Raw genomic sequence first — 12,848 nt, 5'->3', positions numbered from 1 at the left:
GTCGATTCTATCCAAAAGTAGAAACGAAAGCGTTTCGTTTCGTTTATGCTCGGCGGCATGACCACCGACACCGCGAGCCCCGCCACCCCGCCCGTCGACGCGGCGGCCACCGTCGCCCGCCTGAACGCCGCCTTCGCCACCGGCCGCACAAGGCCCGTCGCCTGGCGCAAGGCCCAACTCCGCGCCCTGCGACGCCTGCTGACCGAACAGGAGGCCGCCTTCGCGACCGCTCTGCACACCGACCTCGGCAAGAGCGCCACCGAGGCGTACACCGGCGAGATCGGCCTCACGATCAACGAGATCGACCACGCCCTGCGCCACCTCGACCGGTGGCTGCGCCCGCGCCGGGTACCGGTGCCGCTCGCCCTGCAGCCCGCCCGGGCCCGTACGGTGCGCGAGCCGCTCGGCACCGTGCTGATCATCAGCCCCTGGAACTACCCGCTGCAGCTCGCCCTGGCCCCGCTGGTCGGCGCGATCGCCGCCGGGAACTGCGCGGTGGTCAAGCCCAGCGAGCTCGCCCCGGCCACCTCGGCCCTGCTCGCCCACTGGCTGCCGCGCGTGCTCGACCGGCAGGCCGTCGCCGTGGTCGAGGGCGCGGTGCCGGAGACCACCGCCCTGCTGGAGCAGCGCTTCGACCACGTCTTCTACACCGGGAACGGCACCGTCGGCCGCATCGTGATGGCCGCCGCCGCCCGCCACCTCACCCCCGTCACCCTGGAGTTGGGCGGCAAGAGCCCCGTCGTCGTCGAGCCCGGCACCGACCTCGCCACCGCCGCCCGCCGGATCGCCTGGGGCAAGTACATGAACGCCGGCCAGAGCTGCACCGCCCCCGACTACGTCCTCGCCATCGGCGGCACCGCGACCGCGCTCGAACGGCACCTGACCGCCGCGATCCGCGAGATGTACGGCGCCGAGCCGGCGAAGAGCCCCGACTACGGCCGCATCGTCACCGAGCGCCACTTCGACCGTCTGACCGCCCTGCTCTCCGACGGCCGTCTCGTCACCGGAGGCGACCACGACCGCGCCACCCGCTACCTCGCCCCCACCGTCCTCGCCGACGTCGACCCCGACGCCCCGGTGATGCGCGAGGAGGTCTTCGGCCCCGTCCTGCCGATCCTCCGCGTCCCCGACCTCGACGCCGCCATCGCCTTCATCACCGCCCGCGACAAGCCCCTCGCCCTCTACGCCTTCACCTCCTCCGCCGCCACCAAGCGCCGCCTCACCGCCGAAACCTCCTCCGGCGCCCTCTCCTTCGGCGCCCCCAACGCCCACCTCACCGTCCCCGGCCTCCCCTTCGGCGGTGTCGGCGAGAGCGGCCTCGGCCGCTACCACGGCGTCTACTCCCTCGACACGTTCAGCCACCTCAAGGCCGTCCTCGACAAGCCCCTGGCCGCCGACCCCATGCGCCTCGCGTACCCGCCCTTCACCCCCCTCAAGAACCGCCTCCTGCGCCGCCTCCTCTGACCACCCGCGCGACACCGCACCCCAGGGGCGACCAACCACCGCGCCTCCCACGAGGACTGACGAAGCATCGGTCCACGGCACGCGGCGCCCGCGCAGGCGCCGCTAGGTCGGATCCCCGGGAGGCGTGCGGATGGCGAGGATCGCCATGTCGTCGTGGCCGTCGCTCGGGTGCCGGTCGGCGAGGATGCGGACGAGCTCGTCCAGCGGGCGGTCGGCGTGGGCGGCGACGAGGTCGACGAGGGCGTCCAGGCCGTGGTCGATGGGACGGGCGGGGTGCTCGACGAGGCCGTCGGTGAACAGGACGACGGTGCTGCCCGCGGGCAGGGGGTGGATGTGGTCGGGCCGGTGGAGCTCGGGATCGATCCCCAGGGGGATGCCGGGTTCGCCCTGCAGGTACCGGGCGCGGCCGTCGGGGGTGAGGACGAGGGGCGGCAGGTGGCCGGCGGTGCTCCAGTGGAGGGTCCAGCCCTCGGCGGCGGGTTCGATCCGGGCCAGGCACGCGGTGGTGACGGGCAGGTCGGTGATCGCGCCCACGGTGACGTCGAGCTGGGTCAGCACCGAGCTGGGCGGGCTCCTCCGGTCGTACAGCAGGGCGCGGAGCATGTTGCGGGCCTGGGCCATCGCGGCGGCGGCGTGCAGGTCGTGGCCGACGACGTCGCCGATGACGGCGACGCAGGCCTGGTCGGGCAGGACCGCGGCGTCGTACCAGTCGCCGCCGACTCCGGCCGGTTCGGCGGCGGTGCGGTAGACCGCGGCCCCGGAGAACGGAGCCAGGTCCGGCAGCGTGGGCAGCAGCAGGCGCTGGAACTGCTCCGCGCTGTCGCGCAGGTAGCCGAACAGACGGGCGTTGTCGATGGCGATGCCCGCCGCGCCCGCGAGGGCCCGCACGATCTCCTCGTCGTCCTGGTCGAACGGCCGGCCGTCCACGCGCTCGGAGAGGTAGAGGTCGCCGTAGATCTCGCCGCGGACGGTGACCGCCACGCCGAGCAGCGTCCGCATCGGCGGATGGCCCGGGGGGAAGCCGACGGAGGCCGGGTGGGAGGGGATGTCGTCCACGCGCAGCGGCTCGGGGTGGCGGATCAGCTGGCCGAGCACTCCGCACCCGTGCGGGAAGTCGATCCCGGCGAGTGCCGCGCGCTCCTCCTCCGTCAGACCGGCGGTGACGAACTGCTCCAGGTGGTCGCCGGAGGGGGCGAGGACGGCGAGCGCGCCGTAGCGGGCACCGGCCAGCTCCATGGCCGTGGTGACGATGCGGTGCAGCACCGCCGGCAGGTCCAGATCGCCGCCGATGGCCACCACCGCCGACAGCAGCCCCTGCAGCCGGTCCGTCGACCTCGCCAGGGCGCGCAGCTGCGCGGCGACGCCCTCCAACCGCTCGTCCGGATCCTCCCCCGGCCCCGGGAGCCCGCCCTCACCAGGTGACCCGGCGGGCTCCCCCGCGGGGCTCACCACATCGCCTCGTTCATGACCGCCAACGCTACCCACGCCACCGCCGGTCGGCCGGGAGCACGCGCCCGCCGCGGTCGGTCCGATCGCCCGGGCCGGACCCGACCCGGGAGACGGACCGCCCGCGGCGGGCTCCCGCCCCAGACGGGCCGGGGCCGGGAGAACCCACTGGTCGGCCGTCAGGCGTGGCAGGTCCTGGTGGACCAGTCGACGGTGGCGGCGGCCTGCGAGTACTTCCACTCCGGGCCGAGCAGGTCACGGTCGAGCTGCGCGGCCGCGTTGCGGTCCTCGACGATGTAGCCGAAGTCCTGCAACCAGGCCGGGTACAGGTTCTTCGAGCCGATGTAGAAGGCCGAGTCGTCGACCGCGACCAGCTTGTGGTGCAGCGCGTACGGGTGCCCGTCGGCCCAGGTGGCTGCGGGGGCCGCGCGGAAGGAGGCGAGCTGGAGGTTGCCGCACAGGGCCGCGGAGGCCTTGCCCGGGTCGCCGGTGAGGGCGGTGAGCCGGGCCTTCAGCACGTCGCTGATCTCGGTGAGGGACTTCATCTGCGAGTAGCCGCCGCTGCCCACGGTGCCCCGGTTGGCCGGGTCGCTGACCACGATCCGCACCTTGACCCCGGCGGCCAGCTTGGCGGCCAGCGTGTCGTAGAGCCGGGCGTCGTGGTGCGAGATCGGCGGGCAGGTGCCGTTCAGGTCCTGCTGGGAGATCTCGACGTGCCGCTGGGCGCTGCCGACGAGGGCGCGCAGGGCGTTCTCCTCGGGGTTGACGGTCTCGTAGTCGCGGTCGGCGTTGGTGTTGTCGTGCAGGGTCAGCGGGCCGCACTTGGCGTCCGCGGCCCCGGCGACGGGACCGGGCCGGTAGCCGGAGGAGGGGTCCGCGTCCTTGATGCCGACGCCGAGGCCGCCGACGGCGATCACCGGGACGTTCCCGGCGGCGGGGGCGGGCGGGTTGAGCTCGCGTTCGACCGACGGGCGGCAGGCGCCGCCGTCCGAGGAGGCGAACCAGGCGTTGTCGAAGACGCCGACCCGGCCGCAGGTCCACTCCCACAGGGTGTCCAGGTAGCGGCCGGCGGAGGTCGCGGCGGGGCCGCCGAGCGCGAGGTCGACGTCCGAGACGGGGTGCGCGGTGTCGATGTAGTCCTTGCTCCAGCCGTTGATGCCGCCGGTGAGGACGGTCCGTCCGTCGACCACCAGGAGCTTGGAGTGGTTCCAGGAGAAGGCGGTGCGCGAGGCGGTCATCGAGGCGATGTTCAGGCTGACCGACGAGGCGGCCGGTCCGAGCTTGGCGACCAGCTCGTCCCGGTACCGCGACGGCAGCACGTTGGCGCTGTACAGCGGCACCGCGCCCACCAGGACGCGCACCACCGGGCGGTGCCCGGCGGCGACCGAGGCCTTGAGCCCGGCGACCAGGGCGTCCTCGAACCCGCCGTCGGGGAAGGGCGCGAGACTGGAGACGTCGACGGTCCGGGTGGCGGCGGAGACGTCGGCGGTCATCTTCGCGAGCAGCGCGCGGGTGCCGGGCCGGTCGGCGCAGGTGGCGTCGCCCCAGCAGGCGGGCGTCTGGAACAGCCAGTCGGCGGGGCCGCCGACGCGGTCGGCGCCGGCCAGGGCGTTGCCCTCGGTGCGCTGCCAGACGGTGCCCTCCAGGCCGGGCGACACCTCGCGCAGCGCCTGCTCGACGGCATCGATGTGGGTGGCGTCCGCGCCCTGCGCCGGGGCGGCGGAGGCGGGGACGGCATGGGAGGGCGCGGTCAGCAGGACCGAGAGGACAGTGGTGGCCGCGACGGCGGCGAGGGTGCCGCGCAGGGCGCGACGGGGTCGGCGGGAGCCGGGTCGGTACACGTGAGGTTCCTTCAGAACATGGCGGGCATCGTGCTGTTCGCCCGCAAGACACCCAGAGACTACCCGCTGGTAACACCTCGTCCAACTTGGGCATGACAAGCGCACGAGTCGGCCCGACCGACCCCTGACCGGCCCCCGGATGTCCGCCGCCGACCCTTCCCGCCGGCCCTTCCCTTCGGCCCTTCCCGCCGGGCGGCGGCCCGGCACGAGGCCGCGGCGCCGCCCGGCTCACCCTCCGTCAGGGAAGAGCGACGAACGGGGCGAGGAACGCCCGGGCGACGGGCGTGTCGAGCCGGTACGCGACATTGGTCGCGTAGCACGGACCGTCACCCGTGATGGTCGTCGCCACCAGCAGGGACCGCCCGCCGATCACGGCGAAGTTCGGGCCGCCCGAATCCCCGTAGCAGGCACCGCCGTTGCCCTGCGGCGCGGTCATCGCCAGCCGCACCCACGGAGCGTTGAGCGCGTCGAAGCCCACCGGTGCCTTCATCCGTACGCCGCCGCCCGGGTGCGTCAGGCCGCCGGGGCCGCGCTGCGCCTCCTGGGTGCCGTAGCCGGCGACGGTGAACGGGGTCGCGTCGAGCTGCCGCGGCCCGAGCGCGCCGAGCCGGCCCTCCGTGGGCAGCGCGGCCGGGGTGAACGTCCAGCGCGCGGCCACGGCCGCCGCCGGCAGCTGGATGACGGCGATGTCGTGGGGGTCCGACGACGGCCCCGGGTAGGCCGGGTCCTGATGGGCCGTCCCCTCGACGCCCACCGCCGCGGCGACGGCCGACGGGTCGCCCGGGTGAGCGGCCCGGGCGGCGTCCAGACCGGCCTGGACGTCCTGGTCGAGCGAGACGTGGAAACGGGCGCCGGCCGGCCAGTCGCTGGTGCAGTGCGCGGCGGTCAGGAACGTGTCGGCGTCCACCATGGTGCCCGAGCACATCCAGTCCACCCGGTCCGGCGTGGCGGGATCGCCGTCGTCGTCCCACTGCACCACCAAGGCCCCGACCTCGGTGCGTTCCGGTGCCGGAGAAGCGTTGTAGGAGTTGATCGCGGCGGCGGGCGTCGTTCCCGTGACGAACGCGCCCGCGGCGAGCGCGCCCGCGAGGGCGGCGCCTGCCGCCCGTCCGAGGACCGCGCGGAAATCGGTGATCGGCACTGCTGGGAGCTCCCTTCCGGACCGCCGGAACCTCCGGCGTCCGCTGTTCGGCACCATCGGGGTGCCACCGGGTGGATGCCCGGCGCCCGCCGGGCCGGTCCCCGGCCGCCGCACGCGGCCGGGGGTCCGGCCCGGCGGGCCGGAGGAACGAGGATCGGGGTCAGAAGACGCTGACGCCGTACTTGGCGAGTGCCTCGTTGGCCGGCTGGAAGAAGGTGGTGCCGCCGGTGCTGCAGTCCCCGCTGCCGCCGGAGGTGATGCCGAGGGCCTTGGAGCCGTCGTACAGCGGACCGCCCGAATCCCCGGGCTCGGCGCAGACGTTGGTCTGGATCATGCCGCGGACGGTGCCGCCGTCGGAGTAGCGCACGGTGGCGTTGAGCCCGGTGACGGTCCCGCCGTGCGTGCCGCTGGTCGACCCGGTGCGCTTGACCGATTCGCCGACGACGGCGTCCGGGGCGGAGGAGAACCCGCCGCTGTGGCTCAGGGCGGCGTTGTCGTAGCGGACCAGGGCGTAGTCGTTGCCCGGGAAGCTGGAGTTGACGGTCGCTCCGATCAGCGTGGAGTGACCGGAGTTGGTGTACCAGGTGTTCGCGACGTTCCCGCAGTGCCCTGCGGTGAGGAAGTAGTACGTGGAGCCGCTCACCACGTTGAAGCCGAGCGAACAGCGGTACTGACCGCCGTAGATGGCGTCACCGGCCGCGAGCAGGGGGCGGAAGGTCCCGGTGGTGCGCTGGATGCGCAGGGTGGCCGCGTCGGGGCCCGCGGCCTGCCTGATCCTGGCGATCGAGGCCGTCGACACGGTGTCGTCCGCCGTGACGACGACGCGGCCGGACGCCTGGTCGACGTACCAGGCGATGCCGTTGACGTCCGTCCGCTGCACGGCGTCGCTCACCGCCGCCAGTCGGGCCTGGCCGGCGGACGGAACGGGAGCGGCGACCGCGCTCGGCGCGGCCACCGCGGTGGCGGACAGCAGGCCGACGGCGGCGGCGAGCAGCCGGGTGGCCCTCGCGGTGCCGGTGTGGGGGATGGTGCGCGTGGTCCTCACTGGGTCTCCTCCTGGGAGTGAGAGGCCCCCCTGAGGGTGTGGGAGGCCGTGAGGCGCGATCAGGGAAGGACGCCCAACACCCGGCGGCGGCTCTGGGGAGCCACCACGGATGAGCTGCCCCTGACAGGCGCTGACGGGAAGTATGGGTAGGCCCGTGGAACGGCACAAGCCCTCGGACACGGCCTGCACACCTTCTCGACAACCCTCCGGGCCGGCGCCTGTTCGGTCCCCGGGCCGAACAGACGCCCCCACCACGGGTGCTCCGGCCCGGGGCCGCCCCGCCACGGGCCCACCGACCGACGGGCCGACCGGCAGGGCCGGGCTCGACCTCCCGCGGGCCCGGCTCAACTCCCCGCGGGCACCCGGAGCGTGCCGTACCGCTGCATCCGCTGCCAGCGCAGGCGGGATCCCGCGAGCGCGGTGAAGACCGACTGGATCACCACCAGGTACATCAGCTGCCGGTACACGAACTGCTGCAGCGGCAGGCTCCACAGCGGTCCGAGCCGCTCCTTGTCGAGCCGGAAGGCGTAGGCGCCCATCAGCATCTGGACCAGCAGGAACGCCGCCCACAGCCCGACGATCCGCACCGGATCGAGGAAGACCAGTCCGTACAGCGCGAAGACGTCGACCACCGGGGCGAGCAGGGGCAGGAGGACCTGGAACATCAGCAGGTAGAGCAGCCCGCGTCGGCCCAGCTTGCCGGCCTGCCCGCCCTGGAACAGCGCGCCGCGGTGCTTCCACATCGCCTGCAGGGTGCCGTAGCACCAGCGGTAGCGCTGCCGCCACAGGGCGCCCAGCGAGGCGGGGGCCTCGGTCCAGGCCTTGGCCCGCTCCTCGTAGACCACCCGCCAACCGGCCCGGCAGAGCGCCATGGTGAGGTCGGTGTCCTCGGCCAGCGTCTCCTCGCCCACGCCGCCGACCGCCAGCAGCGCGGAGCGGCGGAAGGCGCCGACCGCTCCGGGCACGGTGGGCATGCACTCGGCGAGATCGAACAGCCGGCGATCGAGGTTGAAGCCGACCACGTACTCGATGTGCTGCCAACGACCCAGCAGCCCACCACGGTTGATCACCTTGGCATTGCCGGAGACCGCTCCGACCGAGGGGTCGGAGAACGGCTGCACCAGGTGCCGGACGGCATCCGGCTCGAACACGGTGTCACCGTCCACCATCACCAGCAGCTCCGCGCGGGCGGCCGCGATGCCGGCATTGAGGGCGGCCGGCTTGCCCGCGTTCTCCTGCCGGATCACCCGGGTGTACGGCAGGTCGAGCGACTCGACCAGATCGGCCGTGCCGTCGGTGGACCCGTCGTCGACCACGATCACCTCCACCGGGTGGTCGGAGGCGAGCAGCGACCGCAGTGCGGCCTCGATCCCGGCGGACTCGTTGTACGCGGGCACGATCACGCTGACCGGTTCGGTCACCCGCGCTCCCCAGCGGCGACGGCGCAGCCGCTTGTGCCGGCGCGCGGCCACCAGGACGGCCACGGCGCGCAGCACGCTGATCACGCCCGCCGCCCACAGCAACCAGCCCAGGACGGCGAGCGTCCAGTCACCGCTCCGGAGGATCCAGATGAACGCGGTCCCCTGGAGCCGGTCGGCCGTCCCGGCCCGGTGGACGGGGTCCGCCAGACCGACAGCCTCGCTCACGGTGGCGAAGCGCAACCCGCGGGCCTTCAACCGGGGCAACGCCGTGGAGAGCGCCTCCACGGTCTGCGAGCGGTCGCCGCCCGCGTCGTGCATGAGCACGATCCGTCCCGGGCCCGCCGGAGCGTCGTCGAGCGACTTCACGATCTGCGCGCTCCCCGGCCGGCGCCAGTCCTCGCTGTCCTGGGTGGTGAGCACCGTCAGGTACCCTGCCTGGCCGGCCCGCCGCACGGCGTCCCACTGGCGGTCGTCCAGGGCGTCCGGGCTGGACGAGTACGGCGGCCGCAGCAGGGAGCTGGTCACCCCGGCCGAGCCGGCCAGCACGAGCTGGGTCTCGCGCAGCTCCAGCGAGCGGCGCCAGTCGGGCGCGGGGCCGAGGTCGGTGTGGGTGAAGGTGTGCACGCCGATCTGGTGGCCCTCGGCGACGATCCGGCGGACCAGGTCCGGGTGGGCGGCCGCCTGGGTGCCGACCACGAAGAAGGTGGCGTGCACTCCCTCGCGGCGCAGGACGTCGAGGACCTGCGGGGTCCAGGTCGGGTCGGGGCCGTCGTCGAAGGTGAGGGCGACCGTGCCGGGCCCGGGGGCGGCGCTGCGCGGCTGCGGGCCGGCGGCGTCGATCACCGGACCGCCGTCGAGGACCTGCTTCGGCACGCTGTCGGCACTCGTGTGCCTGGCCGCCTGGTCGGGGCGGTCGTCGAAGCTGTGCTGGGTGTAGCCCTGGAGCAGCAGGGCACCGGAGAGGGTGAGCAACAGGGCGGTGAGCAGCAGCCAGTGGGTGCGCACCGGGCGCTGCCTCACCACCCCGCGCCGGCCTCTTCGGGTGCGGTTGGGGGCAGGGGCTCGTCGCCGGCGCGCTGTGCTCACGGGTGCTGCTTTCGGGGTGCGGGTCATGGGATGGGCCACCTTGGTGGCAGGGGGTCAGGGGCCGGGTGCCCGGACGGCCGGCCGTCAGGGCTTGACGGGCTTGTTGCCCGAGTTGCCCGGCGGGACGGTGGGACGGCCGCGCCCGGGGGTGGCCGCGGCGGCGGGCGGTGCGCTCGGCGGTGCCGCGGAGGTGGCGCCGGGAGCCGGCGAGCCGGTACCGACGGGGACGCCGGTCTGCCCGGCGGCGGGTTCGGCCGGCACGCCGGTCGCCTGCGGGTTCCGGTCCCCGCCCTGGGCGACGCCGGCTTGGCGGGCGGGCGCCACGGTGGGCGGCGCGCCGGGCGGCGCGGCGGCCTCCGGAGCGGCGGAGGGCACCGCTGACGGTGTGGCCGCCCGGGAGGGAGCGCTCGGCGCGGGAGGCTGGGGCACCGGGAGGAACGGAGCGTTCACGGTGGGGCCGCCGAGCAGGGTGCTGGCCAACAGGACGAGGTACCCACCCGCCGGCACGGCCAGCGCCGCCCCCAGCCGGCGGATCCGGCGCTGACGGCGTCCGGAGGCGTCGACGAACACGGGCGGGGGCACGGACGGGGGCTGCCCGCCCGGGGCATCGGTGACGGCGGGCAGCTCGGCGGTCGGCGGGTCCTGCGCGTCGTCGGACCACGGATGGTGGCCGACGGGACCGGCCACGGGGGCGAGGTGGTCGGTCGGGGTGGCGGCGGGCGGTTCGTCGGCCGGCAGGCCCCGAACATACCTCGGGACCAGTGGAGGATGTGGCTGTTCCTCGGCGGTCGGCCACGGGCCGTACGGTGTGACGGGCACGGTGTCGGAGTCCAGATGTCGTCGGTTCACAGGGCTACCACGGCTGCGCCCGCCGGTCCCGGCGGACCGCACGGTGCGGTGGTCGTACCTGTTCAGCGCCGGACCGCGGCTGTTTGTCACACCCCCTCGGGCGCGGCGGCACCGTCCACGCCCGCGGCGGCACGGGCGGCGCGGCCGTCACCCGTCGTGTGCGGCCCGGCCCGGCGCGAAGCAGGGGTAGCCCGGCAGCGGGGCCGTCCCCCAACCGTCGGCGACCTCGTGCAGCAGCCGCATCGTCTCCGTGAACGCGGGGAGCCCGTCGAGTGCCGCCGCCGTCTCCCATCGGTGCCTGAGCACCTGGCGCCAGGTCGGCACCGGCCGCCGCGTGCGGTGCGTCGGGCGGTCCTCGGCGGTGCGCGGAAGCAGGCGTACGGTCGCGTTCACCGTCCACACGGCGACGGCCTGCCGCATCCCGGCCTCCCACACCGAGTCCTCGGCCAGCGCCGGATACACCGGGACGACCTCGGCCCGGTACGCCTCCTCGATCCGCCGGGCGAGCCCGGCGGGGAGGGCGAAGACGCACCAGCAGGTGGCGAACGGCATCCGGCAGTACGCCGCGGTCAGGAACACCGACTGGTAGCAGGCGACTTCGAAGTCCAGCAGCCGGAGCCCCTGCGGGGTGAGCAAGTTGTTGTCCGGGCAGGTGTCCCCCGGAGTGAACGCCGGGTACTCCTCCCCGCCCGCCGTCCCGATCCGCTCCAGCTCCTCGGCCAGCCCGTCCGGCACCGCGACGCCGGCCGCTTCGAGCACCCCGGGGAAGACGGCGGCGTTGCGCCGGATCCACGGCTCGTCCGCCCAGGTCGGCATCCCCTTGGCGTACCGCGCCCACAGCCGGGTGAGGTCGGCCCGGCGGTCCACCGACCGGGCCGCCAGCCGGCCGAGCCCGCCCGCCCAGGCCAGCAGCCCCTCCTCGGCCGCCTTCGGGTCGTCCCCCAGCAGCACGTCCGCCAGGCTGGGCGCGTCCCCGAGGTCCGCCAGCACCACCAGCGGCACGTCCGGATCCACCCCGAGCAGCGGCGGGCCCGCCAGGCCGAGCGCGAGCCCGGCCGCCTCCGCGGTGAACCCTCGCAGGGCGTCGGGCCCGCCGGTGTAGGCCTTGACGATGACGCTCCGCCCGTCGGCCGTCCGGCAGCGCAGCACCGCGCTGCGGGCGCTCCCACCCAGGTCGACGGGCTCGGACAACGAGGTGGCCAACAATCGCTCGGCGGCCCGCAGGATCTCCTCCACCCGCGCATCCTGCCACCCGCCGGGGCCGCGGGTGGTCGCTATCGGCAGGGTCAGCGGCGGGGCCATTGCTCCGGAGGGACGGCGTGGACTCGATCCAAGCGGTGCACCCGCCGCAGGGAAGGGTCTTCCGGCCCTGGCGAGCAGGCCGTCCAGCGCGCCGATCCTGTCCGGGTGGTCCTGGAGGAACTGCTGGCGGGTGGCCGGGTCCAGCGAGTCCCACCACGCCCGGTTGGCGTCGGGGATTCCCGGTCCGCCTCCCATGGTCTGTTCCACGGCCTTGTCGAGGTCGGCGGCGGCCTTGGTGGCCTTGCCGACGTCTTCCGCGTAGTAGTCGCCCGGGGCCTTGGCGGTGGAGTCGAACTGGCCGCGGGCCTGCGACAGACGACGGTCCACGGCCGCCGCATCCCAGGGAACGCCGGTCCGGTTCCTGGCGCTGGGCGTCGCAAGGCCGACGGACGGCCAGGCCGTCGCCAACGGCGCGTACAGGAGACATCCCCGCGTGCGCGGAGCGGACCTCGGTCCGCAGCGCGGTCGAGATCCGACGTCCGGACGCCACCGCGTCGAGTGCGCCCTGCGCTCTTCCGGTGAGCTTGTGCGCGGACGGCCCCCCGGGTGCCGTGGTCGCCAACTGCCACCAGCGTCCGAGGCGTCGGCGCACCGAGGCTGCCTCCGTTCCCGACGCGTCACTCTCCTCCGGCACGGGCTCCGCGTAGGCAGCACGGTCACACCGGCAGGCGCCAGCCGGGCCCGTCCTCGTCGCCGAGCCAGACCCGCTGGCCGTCGCCGGTGACGGTGATGCCGAAGTGCTCCTGGTGCGGTGCGCCGGCCGCCTGCCAGGCCTCGATGGCGTCCTCGACCTGGTCCCACAGGCGTAGCGGGCCGCGTTGGGTGACGGTCCAGCCGCCGTGGCCGTCGGGTTGGGTGCGGGCCTGGGAGCCGGTGGCGTGGTCGACGAGGATCTGCTGGTCGCCGGCGGTGATGCGTTCGGCGGAGGGGGCGGCGAGTTGGGCGACCCAGGTTCCGGTCCAGGTGGTGATGGTGGTGGGGTCGATGCGGGTGGGGCGTTCGTCGCCGGGGAGCAGGGTGGGGTTCTGGCGTGGGGGGCGGTCGTGGGGGCGGGCGGTCATGAAGCTGGTCCAGCCGGGCAGGAAGCGGCCGGTGGCCTCGCCGGGGTCGGTGACGGTCAGCAGGGCGAGGCCGTAGCCGTACTGCCAGCCGGAGAAGGTGACGAGGATTCTTCCGCCGGGCTTGACCTGGTGCAGCCAGGGGTAGGGCAGCGTGCGCACCGCGCAGGTCGCGATGAGCCGGTCGTACGGGGG

9 protein-coding genes are annotated in these 12,848 nt (G+C 74.6%); 1 reads left to right on the top strand and 8 read right to left on the bottom strand.

All coding sequences use genetic code 11. From position 1 onward, the window contains the following. Positions 1-57: 57 nt before the first annotated feature. Entirely contained in the window at positions 58-1,464 is a 1,407-nt protein-coding gene (locus tag ABZ449_RS07715; RefSeq protein ID WP_360341841.1) for an aldehyde dehydrogenase family protein, read from the top strand. A gap of 102 nt (positions 1,465-1,566) precedes the next feature. On the opposite strand, the gene ABZ449_RS07710 is transcribed toward ABZ449_RS07715, so the two are convergent. The 8 genes from ABZ449_RS07710 to ABZ449_RS07675 all read right to left on the bottom strand — a co-directional run bounded on the left by ABZ449_RS07710 (position 1,567) and on the right by ABZ449_RS07675 (position 12,815). Then, positions 1,567-2,913 carry a GAF domain-containing SpoIIE family protein phosphatase gene (locus ABZ449_RS07710; protein WP_360341838.1) on the bottom strand — a complete coding sequence of 449 codons (1,347 nt, stop codon included), beginning with the start codon at positions 2,911-2,913 and terminating at the stop codon, positions 1,567-1,569. Positions 2,914-3,089: 176 nt separating this feature from the next. Continuing rightward, positions 3,090-4,751, bottom strand: a complete 1,662-nt coding sequence (locus tag ABZ449_RS07705) for a phospholipase D-like domain-containing protein (protein ID WP_360341835.1) — start codon at positions 4,749-4,751, stop codon at positions 3,090-3,092. A 238-nt stretch (positions 4,752-4,989) separates the two neighbouring features. Beyond that, positions 4,990-5,892 carry a trypsin-like serine protease gene (locus ABZ449_RS07700; RefSeq protein ID WP_360341832.1) on the bottom strand — a complete coding sequence of 301 codons (903 nt, stop codon included), beginning with the start codon at positions 5,890-5,892 and terminating at the stop codon, positions 4,990-4,992. A gap of 160 nt (positions 5,893-6,052) precedes the next feature. After that, on the bottom strand, positions 6,053-6,937 hold the full coding sequence (locus tag ABZ449_RS07695) for a S1 family peptidase (RefSeq protein ID WP_360341829.1): 885 nt from the start codon (positions 6,935-6,937) through the stop codon (positions 6,053-6,055). Between the two features lie 344 nt (positions 6,938-7,281). After that, positions 7,282-9,378: a bifunctional polysaccharide deacetylase/glycosyltransferase family 2 protein gene (locus ABZ449_RS07690; RefSeq protein ID WP_360341826.1), complete on the bottom strand. Its 2,097-nt coding sequence runs from the start codon at positions 9,376-9,378 to the stop codon at positions 7,282-7,284. Positions 9,379-9,528: 150 nt separating this feature from the next. After that, the gene (locus ABZ449_RS07685; protein WP_360341823.1) at positions 9,529-10,263 is read right to left on the bottom strand and encodes a hypothetical protein; all 735 of its coding nucleotides are present in this window, start codon (positions 10,261-10,263) and stop codon (positions 9,529-9,531) included. A gap of 177 nt (positions 10,264-10,440) precedes the next feature. Continuing rightward, positions 10,441-11,922 carry a hypothetical protein gene (locus ABZ449_RS07680; protein WP_360342043.1) on the bottom strand — a complete coding sequence of 494 codons (1,482 nt, stop codon included), beginning with the start codon at positions 11,920-11,922 and terminating at the stop codon, positions 10,441-10,443. Between the two features lie 329 nt (positions 11,923-12,251). Beyond that, the gene (locus ABZ449_RS07675) at positions 12,252-12,815 is read right to left on the bottom strand and encodes a hypothetical protein (RefSeq protein ID WP_360342041.1); all 564 of its coding nucleotides are present in this window, start codon (positions 12,813-12,815) and stop codon (positions 12,252-12,254) included. Positions 12,816-12,848 lie beyond the last annotated feature (33 nt).

Origin of the sequence: Kitasatospora sp. NPDC005856 (assembly GCF_040629945.1) — a bacterium.
GTDB lineage: Bacteria > Actinomycetota > Actinomycetes > Streptomycetales > Streptomycetaceae > Kitasatospora.
This window is presented reverse-complemented; position numbering and strand designations above follow the sequence as displayed.

Coding starts and splice junctions, on each gene's coding strand:
- ABZ449_RS07715 (WP_360341841.1), top strand. CDS start 58: ATGACCACCGACACCGCGAGCCCCGCCACCCCGCCCGTCGACGCGGCG.